Source organism: Streptomyces sp. NPDC002104, assembly GCF_053593795.1.
The window spans coordinates 21688-40296 of record NZ_JBSFDF010000065.1; the positions used below are offsets into that span (position 1 = coordinate 21688).

The following is an 18609-nucleotide window of genomic DNA, read 5'->3' on the forward strand; positions in this document are numbered from 1 at the left end:
GGCGAACTCCCAGAGTTCGCCCGTCCGTTGCTTTCACGGGGCTGGTCCCGATACCGTACCCGTCGGTAATGTGATCATCCGTGACCAGTCAACTCTCCCCTTCCGCACCGGATTCGGCGTCCGTGCCGACTCCGCGCCGCCGTACGGTCGTCCTGGCCGCGGCGGCCACGGCGGCACTCGTCCCGATCGCCGCGCTGGGCGCCGAAGCCGCCCACGCCGCCACCGCCGCGACCGAGGACGCCCCCTCCTTCCTGCACGGCGTCGCCTCGGGCGACCCGCTCCCCGACGGGGTCCTGCTGTGGACCCGTGTCACCCCGACCGCCGCGGCCGTACCGGGCTCCGGCGCGGGCCCGGCCCTCGCGGTGGGCTGGGAGGTCGCCGAGGACAAGGCCTTCTCCCGGATCGTCGCGAGCGGCACCGTCACCGCGAGCGCGGCCTCGGACCACACCGTCAAGGCCGACGTACGAGGTCTGCGGCCGCAGACGGCGTACTGGTACCGGTTCACCGCCGGCCCCACCGTCTCCCCGGCCGGGCGCACCCGCACCGCACCGGCCGCCGCGACCGCGCCCGCCGGGGTGCGCTTCGGCGTGGTCTCCTGCGCCAACTGGGAGTCCGGCTACTTCTCCGCGTACCGCCACCTGGCCGCGCGGGCCGATCTGGACGCCGTCCTGCACCTGGGCGACTACATCTACGAGTACAAGAGCGGCGGCTACCCCGAGCCGAAGTACGTCGTACGGCAGCACGAGCCGCTGCACGAGATCCTCACCCTGGCCGACTACCGCACCCGGCACGGGAAGTACAAGACGGACCCCGATCTGCAGGCCGTGCACCAGGCCCACCCGGTCATCGCGATCTGGGACGACCACGAGATCGCCAACGACACCTGGTCCGGCGGCGCCGAGAACCACGACCCCGCCACCGAGGGCTCCTTCGCGGCCCGCGCGGCCGCCGCCCGGCAGGCGTACTTCGAGTGGATGCCGGTGCGCGCCTCCACCGAGGGCACCGTCTACCGCCGGCTGCAGTTCGGCACCCTCGCCGACCTGCACCTGCTGGACCTGCGCACCTTCCGCTCGCAGCAGGCGGGCATCGGCAGCGGCGCGGTGGACGACCCGGAGCGCAGCATCACCGGGCGCGCCCAGCTGGACTGGCTGAAGGCGGGGCTGGCCGGCTCGCAGGCCACCTGGAAGCTGGTGGGCACCTCGGTGATGATCTCGCCGGTGGCCTTCGGCTCGCTGCCGGCGCACCTGCTGGCTCCCCTGACCGAGCTGCTCGGCCTGCCCGCGGGCGGGCTCGCGGTCAACGTGGACCAGTGGGACGGGTACACGGACGACCGCCGGGAGCTGCTGGGGCACCTGACGGACCGTTCCGTCCGCAACACCGTCTTCCTGACCGGCGACATCCACATGGCCTGGGCGAACGACGTCCCGGTGACGGCGGCCACCTACCCGTGGTCGCGGTCGGCGGGCGTGGAGTTCGTGGTGACGTCGGTGACCTCCGACAACATCGACGACCTGCTGCACGTACCGGCCGACACGGTCTCGCTGGTCGCGGAAACGGCCATCAAGGCCGCCAACCGGCACGTGAAATGGCTGGACATGGATGCCCACGGCTACGGCGTGCTGGACGTGACGGCCGAGCGTTCCCAGATGGACTACTACGTGGTTTCGGACAAACGCCGACAGGACGCCACGGCCGCCTGGGCGCGCTCGTACCGGACGCTCAACGGGACGCAGAAGGTGGAGCGGGCGGACCGGCCGGTGCGCTGACATTCAGCCAGTTTTCCCGTCCGGAGGGGCGCTTGGCGTAGACCAGGCGCCCCTTTGGCATCAGAAGCAACAAATCTTTTACGTAGGGGCCTTGACCTGTTTATGACATGCGCACGTAAGATTCCCGCCAGCCGAGGAGATCCCTCCCGCTCAACCCCCCACTCGCGAGGAGCACACGTGCGCGCTCTTGCCCGCATATCCCCCCTTCTTCGCCGCCGCCTGATGGGTGCCGCCGTACTCACCGGCACCCTGGCCTTCACCCCGCTCGCCGCCCCCACCGTCGTGTCCGCGGCGCCCAAGACCGGAGCCGAGGTGTGTGCCGAGAGCGCCTCCGGCCCCGCCAACGCCCGCGTGGCGCGCCCCAAGGACAAGGCCGCGGCCGAGCCCAACGAGGTCACCGAGGCCCAGGCCAAGGCCATGGACGCCGACCTCAAGGCGAAGCTCGACCAGATCGCGAAGGGCCCCCGCAGCCTGACCGCCGCCGACGCCGCCGTCACGACCATCCCCGTGTACGTGCACGTCATCACCTCCGGCAGCGCCGGCAACCTGACGGCCGCGCAGATCAACAGCCAGATCTCCGTGCTCAACGCCGCCTACGCGGGCCAGGGCACCGGAAACGTCGACTCCGGCTTCCAGTTCTCCCTCGCCGGGACCGACTACACCAACAACTCGACCTGGTACAACGTCTCGGACGGCACCACCGCCGAGAAGAACATGAAGAACGCCCTGCGCAAGGGCGGCAAGAACGCGCTGAACCTCTACACCGCCAACCTCGGCGGCGGGCTGCTCGGCTGGGCCACCTTCCCCAGCTCCTACGCCTCCCAGCCCAAGATGGACGGCGTGGTCATCCTCAACACCTCCATCCCCGGCGGCTCGGCCACCAACTACAACCAGGGCGACACCGCCACCCATGAGGTCGGCCACTGGCTCGGGCTCTACCACACCTTCCAGGGCGGCTGCTCGGGCAGCGGCGACTCGGTCTCCGACACCCCGGCGGAGAAGAGCGCGGCCTTCGAGTGCCCGACCGGCCGCGACACCTGCACGGCGTCCGGCGTCGACCCGATCCACAACTTCATGGACTACACGTACGACTCCTGCATGTACCAGTTCACCGCGGGCCAGGTGACCCGCATGAAGAGCATGTGGACGTCCTACCGCGGCTGACGCTCCGGCGCACCGGCGTTCCGGCATTCCGGCATTCCGGCGCACACATGACGAAGGGGCCCCGCGAGCGGGGCCCCTTCCTCGCGTCCGCCTAGATCCCCTCGAGGAAGGCGAGGGCGGCCGCCCACGTCTGCTCCGCGGCCTCGGCGTCGTAGTCGTCCAGCCCCGGGTCGGTGAACAGGTGCCCGGCCCCCGGATAGCCGTGGACCTCCACGTCCGCCCCGGCCTTGCGCATCCGCAGGTACCAGGCCGTCAGCCAGTCGTGCGGCTCGAAGGGGTCCGGGTCGGCGACGTGCAGCTGCACCGGCAGCTCGTCGACGTACGTGTTCTCCTCCAGGTCGGCCGTCCCGTGCAGGAGCAGCAGCCCGCGCGCCTTCTCGTCCGCGAGCGCCAGGTGCTGGGCGATCGAGCCGCCGAAGGAGAAGCCCGCGTAGACCAGGCCCTGGTCGGAATGGGGGGCCGCGGCCAGGACCGCCCGCTTGAGCAGCTCGTCACGGCCGATCTCGTCCCGGTGGGCCATGCCCTCCTCGACGGTCTCGAAGGTGCGTCCCTCGAAGAGGTCCGGCACCTGGACCTGGTGCCCGGCCGCGCGCAGCCGGTCGGCCGCCTCCCGCACGGCGGGCCGCAGCCCGTAGGTCGAATGGAAAAGCACGATGTTCATCCCCCCATCGTGCCAGTTCCGCCGGACCCTCTCCGGTTACGTTGGCCTGCATGGACACGGACTCCTTCCTGCGCCCGATCGCGGCCGTCGCCGGCACCCTGGCCGTCACCCTGCTCGCGGGCTGGCTGCTGGACCTGCTGCTGCGCCGCGCCGACGCCCGGCACAGCGAGACCCCGCTGTGGGGGCTGCTGCGCCGCTGCCGCCCCCCGTTCCTGGTGGTCCTGGCCGCCTCCCTGCTGCAGGCCGTACGGCGGCGCGCGGACGGGCCCGGGCACGCGCTGACCCTGATCCTGATCGCGGCGGCCGCGTGGCTGCTGATCCGCATCACGACGGCGATCGTGGACTCCACGTACGCCCGCTACGCGGCCGACGCCGCCGACCAGGCCAGGGTCCGCCGGGTCCGCACGCAGGTCACCCTCATCCAGCGGGTGGTCACGGCGGTGGTGATCGTGGTGGCCCTCGGCGCGATGCTCCTGACGTTCCCCGAGATGCGGACGGTCGGCACCTCCATGCTGGCCTCGGCGGGCGTCCTGGGCATCGTGGCGGGCATCGCCGCCCAGTCCTCGCTCGGCAACCTGTTCGCCGGACTCCAGATCGCCTTCGGCGACACCGTCCGGATCGGGGACACGGTGGTGGTCGACAAGGAGTGGGGCACGGTGGAGGAGATCACCCTCACCTTCCTCACGGTCCGCACCTGGGACGAGCGCCGGATCACGATGCCGGTCTCGTACTTCACGAGCAAGCCCTACGAGAACTGGTCGCGCGGCGGCGCGCAGATGACGGGCACCGTGTTCTGGCACCTCGACCACACCGCCCCGGTGGACCTGATGCGCGAGGAACTCCAGCGCGTCCTCAAGACCATCCCGGAATGGGACGGCCGCACCGGCACCCTGGCCGTCACCGACACCACCCCGCACACCATCCAGGTCCGCGCGGTGGTCACGGCGAAGGACGGCGACGCCGTCTGGACCGTCCGCTGCGCGGTCCGAGAACGCCTGATCACCTGGCTCACCACCCACCACCCGTACGCCCTCCCCCACATCGCCACGACCCAGTCCACACCCCCACCGGACACACCCAGCCCCGCCGCCGTGTGAACCACGGGGTATGGGGCGCAGCCCGGTACCCCCTCCCCACCCCGTCCGGCGCTTGAGGTCCGGAGTCCGGGGCGGAGCCCCAGGGGAGTCCGGGCGCAGCCCGGTACCCCTCCCAGCCCGTCCGGCGCTTGAGGCGCGGGGTCCGGGCGGAGCCCCAGGGGGTCCGGGGCGAAGCCCGATACCCCGCTTTCAGCCCGTCCGGCGTTTGAGGACCGGAGTCCGGGGCGGAGCCCAGGGAGGTCCGGGCGCAGCCCAGTACCTCTCCCAGCCCGTCCGGCGCTTGAGGCGCGGGGTCTGGGGCGGAGCCCCAGGGGGGTCCGGGCGCAGCCCGGTACCCCCCTCCCCAGCCCGTCCGGCGTTTGAGGACCGGGTCCGGGCAGCGCCCGGGGAACGGTGGAAGGGCGGGTAGGGGACTTTGCCCCGCAGGGCCAGCGCCGGGGCCGAGGCCGGCACCAGGAGCAGGGCCACGCCGGGGCCAGGGCCGGGCCAGGACAGGGCCACGCCGGGGCCAGGGCCGGGCCAGGACAGGGCCACGCCGGGGCCGGGGCCGGGCCCCGTCACCCCTCAGCCCGGGGCTGCGAAGGTCAGCCGGAACAGCGCGCCCCCACCCGGGGCGGCCTCGGCCGCGAGCTCGGCGTCGTGCGCCCGCGCGATCTGCCGAGCCATCGCCAGCCCCAGCCCCGACCCCGGCAGCGCCCGCGCCGCCCCCGCCCGGTAGAACCGGTCGAAGACGTACGGCAGATCCGCCTCCGCGATCCCCGGCCCGTGATCCCGTACGGTCACCTCCACGCACCCACCCCGCCGCACCGCCACCCCGACACCGACCTCCACCTCCGCCCCACCGGGGCTGAACTTCGCCGCGTTGTCCAGCAGGTTCCCCAGCAGCCGGCTCAGCCGCGCCGGCACCCCCGCCACCACCACGGCCTCCTCCGGGGACGGCCCCCGCACCCGGAAGGCCACCCCAGGCCAGTGCGCCCGCGCGGCCCCCACGCAGTACTCCACCAGCGGAACCAGCCGTACCTGCTCCACCAGCAGCCGCGGCTCCTCGTCACGGGCCAGCTCGATCAGGTCGTTGACCAGCCCCGTCACCTCCCGCAGCTGCCTCCCGAGCGCCAGCGAGGCCCGTTCCCGCTGCTCCGCCGTCAGCCGGTCCCCCCGCGCGAGCAGCTCCGCGTTCGTGCGCAGCGCGGTCAGCGGGGTCCGCAGTTCGTGCGAGGCGTCCGCGACGAGCCGCCGCTGCGCGGTGACGGACTGCTCCAGTTCCCCGAGCATGGTGTTGAAGCTCCCGGCGAGCCGGGTGATCTCGTCCTCGCGGCCGCGCCCGGGAGGCGGCAGTTCGATCCGGTGCCGCGGATCCCGGGTGGCGGCGATCCGCTCGGCGGTGGCGGTGAGCCGGGTGACCGGGGCCAGACCCGTCCGTGCGACCCCGTACCCGAGCAGCGCGGCCAGCAGCACCCCGGCGGCCGCGGTGACGGCGAGCCGCCGGGCGGCCCGGTCGATGCCGGTCTCCACGGAGTCGGAGCGCACCGCGACCTGCAGGGCCCGGTCCTTGAGGAAGTCGGTGGTGAGCATCCGCGCGGGATGGCCTTCGACGACGATGTCCGTGTAGAAGGGGGCACGCTCCCGCACGGCCACCAGCCGGGCGGCCGGCGTCACCGGCATCCGGTACGCGCCCTCCCCCGCCGCCGGGTCCTTGCGCGGATCGGGCGGCACGATCTGGACGCAGGCGGGCGCGGCCAGGTACTGGCAGCTCCAGGCGGCGACCCCGGGCGGGGAGTCCCCGTACTGTTTCGCGGCGAGCCGGGCGGCCTGGTCCAGGCTCAGGTCGAGCTGCTGGTAGAGCGCTGCCCGGCCCTCCAGGAAGGCTGCCGTGCACATGCCGAGGGCCACGAAGGCCACCGCGGCGGTGACGGCCAGCGCCAGCCGGGTCCGCAGCGGCCACCCGCGCCGCCACGGCGCCCCGGCCCCGGCACCCGGCCCCGACCCCCGCGCCGATCCCCGGCCCCGCCCCCGGCCCCGCCCGCTCACGCGGCGTCCAGCCGGTAGCCGACCCCGTGCACGGTGTGCACCAGCCGCGGCTCGCCGCCGGCCTCCAGCTTGCGGCGCAGGTAGCCGACGTAGACGGCCAGGGAGTTGGAGTCCGGCCCGAAGTCCCGGCCCCACACCAGTTCCAGGACCAGCTCGCGCGGCAGCACTTGCCCGGGGTGGCGCAGCAGCAGTTCGAGGAGCGCCGACTCGGTGCGGCTGAACTCCAGCGGCCGCTCGCCGCGCCGCCCGGTACGGGTGGCGGGGTCGAGCACGAGGTCCCCGTACCCGAGCACGGCCGCGCCCCCGGCCGGATCCTCGGGGGCGGCCCGCCGCAGGAGGGCCCGTACCCGGGCCACGAGCTCGTCGAGCGCGAACGGTTTGACCAGGTAGTCGTCGGCGCCGGCCTCCAGCCCGTCGACCCGGTCGCTCACCGCGTCCAGGGCGGTGAGGACGAGCACGGGCGTACGGTCGCCCACCGCGCGCAACTGCCGGCACACCGCGAGCCCGTCCAGCACCGGCATCATCACGTCGAGGACCACCGCGTCCGGCTGCCACAGGGCCACGTCCGACAGCGCGGCCAGCCCGTCGGCCGCGCCGCGCACCTCGTACCCCTCGACGGCGAGGCCGTCCTCGACGGCGGCCCGCACCTCGGGCTCGTCGTCCACCACCAGAATCCGCTGCATGCCGCAAAGCCTCCCAAATGCTCCGGGAGAACCTCTTAGAACCTTCTTAGGGCGCACCGGAAGTCTGCGTCCATGACCTCCTCCCCCTCCCCATCCTCCTCACGCTGGCCGCTCTCCGTCGTGATCGGCGCGGGCGGCACCGGCGGACACATCTATCCCGGGCTCGCCCTCGCGGAGGCGCTGCGCGCCGCCGTCCCGGACGTGACGGTCTCGTTCATCGGCACCGAACGCGGGCTGGAGACCGAGCTGATCCCGGCCGCCGGCCACCGCCTGCACACCGTGGACATGATCCCCTTCGACCCGGCCCTGGGCGCCAGGCGCTACCTGCTCCCGGCGGCGCTGCTGCGCTCGGCCGGGCAGGCCCGGGCCGTGATCCGGGCCCAGGGCGCGCACGTGGCCGTCGGCATGGGCGGCTATCCGAGTGCGCCCGCCGTGCTCGGGGCCCGGCTGGCCGGACTGCCGGCGGTGATCCACGAGTCCAACGCGGTACCGGGCCGGGCCAACCAGTTCGCGGCCCGCCTCACCCCGCACATGGCGGTGGCCTTCGACCGCAGCCGGGAGCACCTGGCGGGCGGGGCGCGGGCCCTGACCACCGGAATGCCGATCTCCGCCGCGCTGTCGGGCCTCGCCGGGCTGACCCGCCCCGAGCGGTCCGCCCTGCGCGCGCGGGCCCGGTGGGAGCTCGGGGTGCCGGACGGGCGGCGGCTGGTGGTGTTCAACGGCGGCAGCCTGGGCGCCGTACGCCTGACCTCGGCCGCGGCCGGGCTGGCGGCCGCCTGGCAGTCGCGGCAGGACGTGCAGCTGCTGATCAAGACGGGTCCGGCGGCGCTCGCGGACACGGTGGCCGCCCTGGCCGCCTCGGGCGGGGCCCGGATCGCGCGGGCCGTGCCGTACCTGGACCGGATGGACCTGGTCTACGCGGCCGCCGACCTGGTGGTGTGCCGGGCGGGCTCGGCGACGGTGGCGGAGCTCGCCGCGACCGGGGTCCCCTCGGTGCTGGTCCCCTACCCGTACGCCCCGGGCGACCACCAGACGCACAACGCCCGGGTGCTGTCCGACGCGGGCGCCGGTCTGCTGCTGGCGGACGCCGAGGCCACGGCCGGGCGCCTCGCGGAACTGCTCGCCCCGCTACTGGCCGACCCGGCGCGGCTGGCCGCGATGGCCGGCGCGGCCGACCCGGGCCCGCACGCGCGGGCCGCCGAACTGCTGGCCGCGCAGGTCCTGCGCGTCGCCGGCTTCCCCTCCCTCTCCCCCACCCCCCTGGAGTTCGCATGACCCCGCACACCCCCACGCTCGCCCTCACCCCGGTGCGCACCCCCGCCGACTGGAGCGGCCGCACGGTCCTGGTCACGGGCGCCGAGGGGTTCATCGGCTCCACCCTCGTCGACCTGCTGGTGGCGCGGGGCGCGAAGGTGCGCGCCTTCGTGCACTACAAGCCGTACGCCGAGAAGGGACACCTGGCCCGGTACCTGTCCGACCCGGGCGGCCCGGTGGAGATGTGGGCCGGTGACGTCCGCGACGCGGGCCGGGTCAGCGACGCGGTGGCCGGCTGCGACACGGTCTTCCACCTGGCGGCGCTGATCGGGATCCCGTACAGCTACGCCTCGCCCGGCGCGTACGTCCAGACGAACGTCACCGGTACCGAGAACATGGCCGAGGCCTGCCGCCGCCACGGCGTGCGCCGCCTGGTCCACACCTCCACCAGCGAGGTCTACGGCACGGCCCTGACGGCCCCGATCTCCGAGAGCCACCCGCTGCAGCCGCAGTCCCCGTACTCCGCTTCGAAGATCGGCGCCGACATGATGGCGCTCTCCTTCCACCACGCGTTCGACCTGCCGGTCACGGTGGTCCGGCCGTTCAACACCTACGGCCCCCGCCAGTCGGCCCGCGCGGTCATCCCCACGATCCTGGCCCAGCTCCACTCGGGCGCCCGCGAGGTCCGCCTGGGCTCCCTCACGCCCACCCGGGACTTCACCTACGTGACCGACACCGCCGCGGGCTTCCTCGCCGTCGCGGAATGCGACCGGGCGCTGGGCGAGGTGGTCAACCTCGGCACCGGGGAGGAGATCTCCGTCGGCGACCTGGCCCGGGCCCTGATCAGCGCGTCGGGCCGGGAGGCGGAGGTGGTCGTCGACCCGGCCCGGCTGCGTCCCCCGGGCAGCGAGGTCCAGCGCCTGCTGTCGGACAACGCCCGGGCCCGCGACTGGGCCGGCTGGCAGCCCGAGGTCTCCCTCCAGGAGGGCCTGACCCGCACCTCGGAGTGGATAGCCGCCCACCTCCACCTCTTCGCCCCGGACCGCTACCAGGTCTGAGGCGGGGCCCCTCCGGTGGCCGGACCCCCCGTCCGGCCACCCCGGTCGGACGGCGCCGTCCGGCCACCCCGGTCGGACGGCGGCGCCCGCCCCCGCCCCGGGCTACGGATTGCGCAGGCTGCGGACGTCCAGATGACGGAGCACCCGGTCCACGATCTCCGGGTCGGCGCCCGGTTCGCTGCGTGCGGAGAGCACCTCGTGCCGGGCGGCGGACATCATCTCCCGCTGGATGCGCGCCACGTCGCGGATCCGCTCCACCCGCTTCGCGTACGCCTCCCGCCGCTCCTCGTCGACCATGTCGGGGCTGATCCTGGCGCCCACGTCGTACGCCCTGCGGTAGAGCACCTCCACCAGGTCCTCGGGCAGGTCCTCGACCTCCTCGATCTCCTTCAGCCGCCGCTTCGCGGCCTTGGCGGCGCGGATCGCCAGCGCGCGGGCGATGTCCGCCTCCGCGTCCGAGTCGGCCTCCACACCGAGCCGGCGGACCAGCCACGGCAGGGTCAGGCCCTGGACCACCAGGGTGCTCATGATCACGGCGAAGGCGATGAAGACGATCTCCTGCCGGGCCGGGAAGGGGTCCCCCGCGTCCGTCTCGAAGGGAATGGCGAGCGCGAGCGCCACCGAGGCCACGCCCCGCATGCCCGCCCACCACATCACCACGGACTCCCGCCAGCTCAGCGGGATCTCCTCGTCGTAGTCGCGCCGCGAGTGGAGCCGTTTCGCGAGCCAGCCGGCCGGCAGCAGCCACGCCAGCCGTACGCCGACCACGACCGCGACCACGGCGGCCGCCCACCCGGCCATCTGCCAGCCCCGCCCCTGGGCCGACCCGAACACGTGGTGCAGCTCCAGCCCGATGAGCCCGAAGGCCACACCGGTGACCAGCATGTCGACGACCTCCCAGAACGTGTGCCCGGCGAGCCGGCCCAGCACGTCGTCGGCGTCGGTCGCGTACTCGGCGAGGAACAGCGCCGTGGTGAGCACGGCCAGCACTCCGGAGCCCAGCAGCTCCTCCGCGAGCACGTACGCCACGAACGGCACGAGCAGCGTCAGCCCGATCTGGAGCGTGGCATCGCCGAGCCGCCCCATGAGCCGGTGGGTGGCCCAGCCGAGCCCGAGCCCCACCGCGACGGCCACGACAGCCGACAGCACGAACTCCCCGAGCGCCTCGGGCCAGGAGAAGCTGCCGCTGACGGCGGCGGCGATGGCCACGTGGTAGAGCACGATGGCGGTGACGTCGTTGAAGAGCCCCTCTCCCTCCAGGATCGACACCATGCGCCGGGGCAGTCCGAGCGACCCGGCCACGGCGGTGGCGGCGACGGGGTCGGGCGGGGCGACGAGCGCGCCGAGCGCCACCGCCGCGGCGATCGAGAGCCCCGGCACGAGGGCGTGCGCGGTCCAGGCGACGGCGACGGTGGTCACGAAGACGAGGGCGACGGCCAGCAGCAGGATGGGCCGTACGTTGGCGGCGAACTGCCGCCAGGAGGTCCGCTGCACGGAGGCGTACAGCAGCGGCGGCAGCACGAGCGGCAGGATGTACTCGGGCGGGATGTCGACATTGGGCACCACGGGCACCAGGGCGAGCACCACCCCGCCGAGCGTCATCAGCACCGGCGAGGGCAGCCCCAACCGGTCCCCGAGCGGCACCGTCACCACGGCCCCGAGCAACAGCACGAACAACAGCAGGAGCTGATCCACTCCCACACCCTGCCAGCCGGCCCCGCCTGCCGACCCCACCTGCCGACGCAGCCGGAGCCGCGTGTCGGCCCGGCCCGGGGCTACGGCAGGGCGCGGGGCTACGGCAGGGCGCGCCGCATCGACCGGTGCGGGATCCCCGCGTCCTGGAACTCCGGCCCGTAGGCCACGTACCCGAGCCGCTCGTAGAACCCCATCGCATGGGTCTGCGCGCCGAGGTCCACGGCCGCGAGGCCCAGCCGGACCGCTTCCGCCTCGATCGCCCGCACGAGCGCGACCCCCACCCCGAGCCCGCGCGCGGCCTTGGTGACGGCCAGCCGTCCGAGCGAGCCGACCTCCGGGGAGCCCGTCTTGCCCAGGGCCCGGGGCCCGTACAGCAGCCGGCCGGTGCCCAGCGGCACCCCGTCCGGCCCCTCGGCCAGCACGTGCACCGCGATCTCGTCGTACGCGTCGTACTCGAGCGACTCCGGCACCGACTGCTCGACGACGAAGACCTCGGTCCGCACGCCGAAGCAGGCCTTCAGGTCCTCGTCCGTAGCGGCAACCCGTACGACGACGCCCCCGGCGCCGCCGCCCGCGGTCACTCGCTCTCCTTGCGGATCACGTCCAGCGCGTTCTGCAGGTCCGCCGGGTAGGTGCTCTCGAACTCGACCCACTGCCCGTCCGAGGGGTGCTCGAAGCCGAGCCGCACCGCGTGCAGCCACTGCCGGGTGAGTCCGAGGCGCTTCGCCACCGTCGGGTCGGCGCCGTAGGTCAGGTCGCCGACGCAGGGGTGCTTGTGCGCGGCCATGTGCACGCGGATCTGGTGCGTACGGCCGGTCTCCAGCTTGATGTCCAGCAGCGAGGCGGCGCGGAAGGCCTCGATCAGGTCGTAGTGAGTGACGGAGGGCTTGCCCTCCTGGGTCACGGCCCACTTGTAGTCGGCGGTGGGGTGGCGCCCGATCGGCGCGTCGATCGTGCCGCTCATCGGGTCCGGGTGGCCCTGCACCAGCGCGTGGTAGCGCTTGTCGACGACCCGCTCGCGGAACTGGTTCTTCAGCGAGGTGTACGCGCGCTCCGACTTCGCGACGGCCATCAGGCCGGAGGTGCCGACGTCGAGCCGGTGCACGATGCCCTGGCGTTCGGAGGCGCCGGAGGTGGAGATGCGGTAGCCGGCGGCGGCCAGGCCGCCGATGACGGTGGTTCCGGTCCAGCCGGGGCTGGGGTGGGCGGCGACGCCGACCGGCTTCATGATGACGACGATGTCGTCGTCGTCATGGACGATCTCCATGCCGGGGACGGGCTCGGCGACGAGCTCGACCTTCCGGGGCGGTTCGGGCATCTCGACCTCGAGCCAGGCGCCACCGTGCACACGCTCGGACTTCCCGACGACACTGCCGTCGACCAGCACCTTTCCCGCGGCCGCGAGTTCGGCCGCCTTCGTCCGGGAGAAACCGAACATACGGGCGATGGCGGCGTCGACGCGCTCGCCCTCGAGGCCATCGGGTACGGGCAGGGTGCGGATCTCGGGAATCGTACTCACCTGTCGAGTATGCAGGACTCGACAGAAGACCATTCCCGCGATCAGTCCTTGTGGACGGTGCCGTCCGGGTCCAGCCCCCGGAACGACAGCAGCACGATCAGGATCCCGCCGCACACGATCGCCGAGTCCGCGAGGTTGAAGACGGCGAAGTGCGCGGGTGCGATGAAGTCGACGACCGCGCCGCGGAACACGCCCGGCGAACGGAAGATCCGGTCGGTCAGGTTGCCCAGCGCCCCGCCCAGCAGCAGGCCCAGCGCGATCGCCCAGGGCAGGCTGTACAGCTTCCGCGCCAGGCGCACGATCACCACGATGACGGTGGCGGCGATGCAGGTGAAGATGATCGTGAAGGCCTCGCCGAAGCCGAAGGCGGCTCCGGGGTTGCGGATCGCGTCGAACTTCAGCAGGTCTCCGACGACCTGGATCGACGGCTGGTGCTCCAGCTTCGCGACGACCAGCATCTTGCTGCCCAGGTCGACGAGGTAGGCGAGAACCGCCACGACGAGCAGCGCGACGATCCGCCGCCGCCCCCTGGGCGCGGCGGATTCGGGCTGGGTGCCGTCTTCCCCGACCTCCGGCGTACCGATGATGCGCTCCGCCTCTGCCACGTGAGTCCCTCGAACTAGCTCGAACCAGGTTGCCGAACGGTACTGCGCCGACCGACCCGCCAGGTTTCCTGGACCCTGACGAGACACGAGAGTACGTCAGGGCACCCTTCGGCCGCCGCCCCGGCCGCACCCCGGCCGCGACCCCGGCGGAGCCTGCCGGTGCGGGCCCGGGGCCCTCCGGCGGCCGCCCGGGGCCCGCCGGGCCCGCGCCCGGTCCCCGCTCAGTGCCGGCGCTCCTGCTTCTGCTTGCAGTCCACGCACAGCGTGGCCCGCGGGAAGGCCTGCATCCGTGCCTTGCCGATGGGCTGCCCGCAGTTCTCGCAGAGGCCGTACGTGCCCGCCTCCAGCCGTTCCAGGGCGCGCTCGGTCTGCTCCAGCATCGAGTTGGCGTTCGCCGCGAGGGCGAGCTCCGACTCCCGGGTGATGTTCTTGGTCCCCGTATCGGCCTGGTCGTCGCCGGCGCCGTCTCCGGAGTCCCTCATCAGCCCGGAGATGGCCGCGTCGGAGGCCTGGAGCTCGGCGCGCAGCCGCAGCACCTCGCTCTCCAGCTCGGCCCGCGCGTCGGCGACCTCGTCGGGGGTCCAGGGGTCCTCGCCGGGCCGTACGGCGAGCTCGCCGGGGGCCAGGCCCGCGGTGGCCCGCGCCTTCGGCAGCCCGCTGGTCGCGGCCGCGGCCGTCTTCCTGGCCGTGCCGGTGCTCTTCTTGGCAACCACTTTCCGGGCTCCCGTCTCGTGCGCGGCCTGCGCCGCCCCCTCGGCCCCGGCCGTGCCGGCCGTGACCTTCTTCGCGGCCGCCTTCTTCCCGGCGGCCGCCTTCTTCGCACCTGCGGCCGCGGTCCCGGCCTCCGCCTTCGCCCCGGCCTCCGCCTCGGTCCCGGCCGTCGCCCTGGTCCCGGCCTCCGCCTCGGTCCCGGCCGTCGCCTTCTTCGTGGCCGCCACCTTCTTCGTGGCCGTCTTCTTCGCGGCCGCCTTCTTCGTGGCGGCCGCCTTCTTCGTCCCGGCGACAGCTCCGGCAGCAGTCCCGTCCACCGGTCCGGCCTCCGGACCGGTGGCCGCCACCTCCGTCACCGGCTCCTTCGCCGGCTTCTCCGCAGCCTTCCCGACAGCCTTCTTGGCAGTACTCCCGGCGGTCTTCTTCGCCACCATGGCCGCGGCCCCTTCACATACTGTGATCATTGCTCGCGAATCGTGCCGGAACGATAAATCGGCTCCGGCCCCGCGGCAACGGGGCACGCGTCCATCGAGGTCAACCTGCATCCGTTGTGCCCAGTGGGAAGCCCGGTAATCCGGCCCCACCCGCCCCACCGCATCCCGGAGCGCCCCGTCGGCCCATTCGGGTCATTCCCGGCCCCGCTCCGCGCCCCGCAGGGGCCCCGCGCCACGCCCCCGTAAACCGGTCTGCCGACCGGCCCCCCGGCCCGTACACTGGGCCCAGCGAGAGGCATGGATGGGGACGAGTAGCGTCGGACGCAGCCAGGAGCGACCCGGGGACGGTGAGAGCCCGGGGGCGAGCGCGATGCGAAGGATCACCCCGGAGCCGCCGGAAGAAAGCCCGCGGGAATTCCCGCAGGGACAGTAGAACCGGCTTCGCACCCCAATGAGGGGGCCCTCGGACCGCAGGTCCGGAGGCCAAGGAGGGTGGTACCGCGGGAGCGGCTGGTCCTTGGAGACAAGGACGGCTCTCGTCCCTCCGGACGGAAGTGACACCCCGCCGGAGGAAGAGTTCAGCCTCATGACCACACCGCCGCAGTACCGCCCGGTACCCGCCCAGGTCGACCTGCCTGCCCTCGAGCACGCGGTCCTCGATTTCTGGCGCGAGAGCAAGACCTTCGCCAAGACCCTGGAGCAGTCCGAGGGACGGCCCGAGTGGGTCTTCTACGAGGGCCCGCCCACCGCGAACGGCATGCCCGGCGCGCACCACATCGAGGCCCGCGTCTTCAAGGACGTCTTCCCCCGTTTCCGCACCATGCGCGGCTACCACGTGGCCCGCAAGGCCGGCTGGGACTGCCACGGTCTGCCCGTCGAACTCGCCGTCGAGAAGGAACTGGGCTTCAACGGCAAGAAGGACATCGAGGCGTACGGCATCGCCGAGTTCAACGCCAAGTGCCGCGAGTCGGTGACCCGCCACACCGACGCCTTCACCGAGCTCACGAACCGGATGGGCTACTGGGTCGACCTGGACGACGCCTACCGGACCATGGACCCCGAGTACGTCGAGTCCGTGTGGTGGTCGCTGAAGGAGATCTTCAACAAGGGCCTGCTCACCCAGGACCACCGTGTCGCCCCCTGGTGCCCCCGCTGCGGCACCGGCCTCTCGGACCACGAGCTGGCCCAGGGCTACGAGACGGTCGTCGACCCCTCGGTCTACGTGCGCTTCCCGCTGACCTCCGGCCCCCTCGCGGGCGAGGCGGCGCTCCTCGTCTGGACGACCACCCCCTGGACCCTGGTGTCCAACACCGCGGTCGCCGCGCACCCCGACGTCACCTACGTGGTAGCGGCCAAGGATGACGAGAAGGTCGTCGTCGCCCAGCCCCTCCTGGAGAAGTCCCTCGGCGAGGGCTGGGAGGCCACCGGCGAGTCCTTCACGGGCAAGGAGATGGAGCGCTGGACCTACCAGCGCCCCTTCGAGCTGGTGGAGTTCCCCGCGCCCGCCCACTACGTCGTGAACGCCGAGTACGTCACGACCGAGGACGGCACCGGTCTGGTCCACCAGTCCCCCGCCTTCGGCGCCGACGACCTCGCGGTCTGCCGCGCGTACGGCCTGCCGGTCGTGAACCCGGTCCGCCCCGACGGCACCTTCGAGGAGGAGGTCCCGCTCGTCGGCGGCGTCTTCTTCAAGAAGGCCGACGAGAAGCTGACCGCCGACCTCGACGCGCGCGGCCTGCTCTTCAAGCACATCGCCTACGAGCACAGCTACCCGCACTGCTGGCGCTGCCACACCGCCCTGCTCTACTACGCACAGCCGTCCTGGTACGTCCGCACCACCGCCGTCAAGGACGCGATGCTGCGGGAGAACGAGAAGACCAACTGGTTCCCGGACTCCGTCAAGCAGGGCCGCTTCGGCGACTGGCTGAACAACAACATCGACTGGGCGCTGTCCCGCAACCGCTACTGGGGCACCCCGCTGCCCATCTGGCGCTGCGAGGAGAACCACCTCACCTGCGTCGGCTCCCTGGCCGAGCTGAGCGACCTGACGGGCACGGACCAGTCGGACCTGGACCCGCACCGCCCGTACATCGACGAGGTCACCTTCCCCTGCACGGCGGAGGGCTGCGAGCTCACCGCGGTCCGCGTGCCGGAGGTCATCGACGCCTGGTACGACTCGGGTTCGATGCCGTTCGCGCAGTGGGGCTACCCGCACAAGAACAAGGAGATCTTCGAGAAGCGCTACCCGGCGCAGTTCATCTCGGAGGCCATCGACCAGACGCGCGGGTGGTTCTACACGCTGATGGCGGTCGGCACCCTCGTCTTCGACAAGTCCTCCTACGAGAACGTGGTCTGCCTGGGCCACATCCTCGCCGAGGACGGCCGCAAGATGTCCAAGCACCTGGGCAACACCCTCGAACCGATCCAGCTGATGGACACGCACGGCGCGGACGCCGTCCGCTGGTTCATGGCGGCCGGCGGTTCCCCGTGGGCGGCGCGCCGCGTCGGCCACGGCACCATCCAGGAGGTCGTCCGCAAGACGCTCCTCACGTACTGGAACACGGTCGCCTTCCAGGCCCTGTACGCCCGTACCTCGAACTGGGCCCCCTCGGCCTCCGACCCGGCGCCCGCGGACCGCACGGTCCTCGACCGCTGGCTCCTCTCGGAGCTCCACACCCTCACGACCGAGGTCACCGAGGCGATGGAGTCGTACGACACCCAGCGCGCCGGCAAGCTCCTCTCGTCCTTCGTGGACGACCTCTCCAACTGGTACGTCCGCCGCTCGCGGCGCCGCTTCTGGCAGGGCGACGCGGCCGCGCTGCGCACCCTGCACGAGGTGGTGGAGACGGTCACCCGCCTCCTCGCCCCCCTCACCCCCTTCATCACGGAGCGGGTCTGGCAGGACATGGTCGTCCCGGTCACCCCGGACGCCCCGGAGTCGGTGCACCTGACCACGTGGCCGGTCCCGGACGCCTCGGCGATCGACCCGGAGCTGTCCCGGCAGATGCTGCTGGTACGCCGCCTCGTGGAGCTGGGCCGCGCGACGCGGGCCGAGTCGGGCGTGAAGACCCGTCAGCCGCTGTCGCGCGCGCTGGTCGCCGTATCGGGCTTCGAGACGCTCTCCCCCGAGCTGCACTCGCAGATCACGGAGGAGCTGAACGTCTCCTCGCTGGCCTCCCTCTCGGAGGTCGGCGGATCGCTCGTCGACACCACGGCCAAGGCGAACTTCCGTGCGCTGGGCAAGCGTTTCGGCAAGGGCGTGCAGGACGTGGCGAAGGCGGTGGCCGCGGCCGACGCGGCGGCGCTGTCGCTGGCCCTGCGCTCGGGCGAGGCCTCGGTCGAGGTGAACGGCGAGACCGTCGCCCTCACCCCGGAGGAGGTCATCATCACGGAGACCCCGCGCGAGGGCTGGTCGGTGGCGTCCGACTCCGGTGCGACGGTCGCCCTGGACCTGGAGATCACTCCGGAGCTGCGGCTCGCGGGGCTGGCCCGTGACGCGATCCGCCTGATCCAGGAGGCCCGGAAGAACTCCGGCCTCGACGTGGCGGACCGGATCGCCCTGCGCTGGTCCTCGTCGGACCCCGAGCTGGTGGCGGCCCTGACCGACCACGCGACCCTCATCGCGGACGAGGTCCTGGCCACGGACTACGCCTCCGGCGAGGCCGACGCCTCGTACGGCGACCCCTTCGAGGACGAGCCCCTGGGCCTCACCTTCCGCCTCCGCAAGGCGTAGCCCTTCGCTCCTGTGGCCCGGCCCCCCGGCGAAGGGGTCCGGGTCACAGCTGTTTCCTGTCCCCTACCCGCCCTTCCACCGTTCCCCGGGCTCTGCCCGGACCCGGCAGAGCCCCAGGGGGTCCGGGGCGCAGCCCCGGGGAACGGGTGAAGGGCGGGGAGGGGACTCCGCCCCGCGCAGCGGCACCCACCCCGGCCCGCG

The 18609-nt window shown here is 73.0% G+C and carries 14 protein-coding genes; 6 read left to right on the top strand and 8 right to left on the bottom strand.

From position 1 onward, the window contains the following. Positions 1-80 precede the first annotated feature (80 nt). Together ACWCP2_RS34170 and ACWCP2_RS34175 are read left to right on the top strand one after the other, a co-directional pair. Complete coding sequence (locus tag ACWCP2_RS34170; RefSeq protein ID WP_450912454.1) at positions 81-1766, top strand: alkaline phosphatase D family protein; 1686 nt, start codon at positions 81-83, stop codon at positions 1764-1766. A gap of 222 nt (positions 1767-1988) precedes the next feature. Then, entirely contained in the window at positions 1989-2930 is a 942-nt protein-coding gene (locus tag ACWCP2_RS34175; protein ID WP_450912469.1) for a M43 family zinc metalloprotease, read from the top strand. A gap of 91 nt (positions 2931-3021) precedes the next feature. On the opposite strand, the gene ACWCP2_RS34180 is transcribed toward ACWCP2_RS34175, so the two are convergent. Then, positions 3022-3591, bottom strand: coding sequence for a dienelactone hydrolase family protein (locus ACWCP2_RS34180; RefSeq protein ID WP_450912455.1), 570 nt, complete (start codon positions 3589-3591; stop codon positions 3022-3024). 50 nt (positions 3592-3641) lie between these two features. Between ACWCP2_RS34180 and ACWCP2_RS34185 the strand changes: the two genes are divergently transcribed. Continuing rightward, positions 3642-4688, top strand: coding sequence for a mechanosensitive ion channel family protein (locus tag ACWCP2_RS34185; protein WP_450912456.1), 1047 nt, complete (start codon positions 3642-3644; stop codon positions 4686-4688). Positions 4689-5252: 564 nt separating this feature from the next. On the opposite strand, the gene ACWCP2_RS34190 is transcribed toward ACWCP2_RS34185, so the two are convergent. Together ACWCP2_RS34190 and ACWCP2_RS34195 are read right to left on the bottom strand one after the other, a co-directional pair. Next, on the bottom strand, positions 5253-6716 hold the full coding sequence (locus tag ACWCP2_RS34190; protein ID WP_450912457.1) for a sensor histidine kinase: 1464 nt from the start codon (positions 6714-6716) through the stop codon (positions 5253-5255). Then, positions 6713-7399 carry a response regulator transcription factor gene (locus ACWCP2_RS34195; protein WP_450912458.1) on the bottom strand — a complete coding sequence of 229 codons (687 nt, stop codon included), beginning with the start codon at positions 7397-7399 and terminating at the stop codon, positions 6713-6715. Before ACWCP2_RS34195 ends, ACWCP2_RS34190 begins: the two co-directional genes overlap by 4 nt. A 72-nt stretch (positions 7400-7471) precedes the next feature. Here ACWCP2_RS34195 and ACWCP2_RS34200 point away from each other — a divergent pair, with 72 nt between their 5' ends. Then, entirely contained in the window at positions 7472-8674 is a 1203-nt protein-coding gene (locus tag ACWCP2_RS34200) for a UDP-N-acetylglucosamine--N-acetylmuramyl-(pentapeptide) pyrophosphoryl-undecaprenol N-acetylglucosamine transferase (RefSeq protein WP_450912459.1), read from the top strand. Next, complete coding sequence (locus ACWCP2_RS34205; protein WP_450912460.1) at positions 8671-9711, top strand: SDR family NAD(P)-dependent oxidoreductase; 1041 nt, start codon at positions 8671-8673, stop codon at positions 9709-9711. Before ACWCP2_RS34200 ends, ACWCP2_RS34205 begins: the two co-directional genes overlap by 4 nt. Before the next feature lie 102 nt (positions 9712-9813). Here the strand turns inward: ACWCP2_RS34205 and ACWCP2_RS34210 are convergent, their stop codons facing one another. The 5 genes from ACWCP2_RS34210 to ACWCP2_RS34230 all read right to left on the bottom strand — a co-directional run bounded on the left by ACWCP2_RS34210 (position 9814) and on the right by ACWCP2_RS34230 (position 14675). Beyond that, a complete protein-coding gene (locus ACWCP2_RS34210; protein ID WP_450912461.1) occupies positions 9814-11406 on the bottom strand; it encodes a Na+/H+ antiporter in 1593 nt (530 codons plus the stop codon). Positions 11407-11504: 98 nt separating this feature from the next. Next, positions 11505-11987, bottom strand: coding sequence for a GNAT family N-acetyltransferase (locus tag ACWCP2_RS34215; RefSeq protein WP_450912462.1), 483 nt, complete (start codon positions 11985-11987; stop codon positions 11505-11507). Then, a complete protein-coding gene (locus ACWCP2_RS34220) occupies positions 11984-12925 on the bottom strand; it encodes an RluA family pseudouridine synthase (RefSeq protein ID WP_450912463.1) in 942 nt (313 codons plus the stop codon). Before ACWCP2_RS34220 ends, ACWCP2_RS34215 begins: the two co-directional genes overlap by 4 nt. A gap of 41 nt (positions 12926-12966) precedes the next feature. Beyond that, positions 12967-13530 carry a signal peptidase II gene (gene lspA, locus ACWCP2_RS34225; protein ID WP_450912464.1) on the bottom strand — a complete coding sequence of 188 codons (564 nt, stop codon included), beginning with the start codon at positions 13528-13530 and terminating at the stop codon, positions 12967-12969. Positions 13531-13751: 221 nt separating this feature from the next. Further along, positions 13752-14675: a TraR/DksA family transcriptional regulator gene (locus tag ACWCP2_RS34230; RefSeq protein WP_450912465.1), complete on the bottom strand. Its 924-nt coding sequence runs from the start codon at positions 14673-14675 to the stop codon at positions 13752-13754. A gap of 586 nt (positions 14676-15261) precedes the next feature. Between ACWCP2_RS34230 and ileS the strand changes: the two genes are divergently transcribed. Further along, positions 15262-18408, top strand: coding sequence for an isoleucine--tRNA ligase (ileS, locus tag ACWCP2_RS34235; protein WP_450912466.1), 3147 nt, complete (start codon positions 15262-15264; stop codon positions 18406-18408). The last annotated feature ends 201 nt before the right edge of the window (positions 18409-18609 follow it).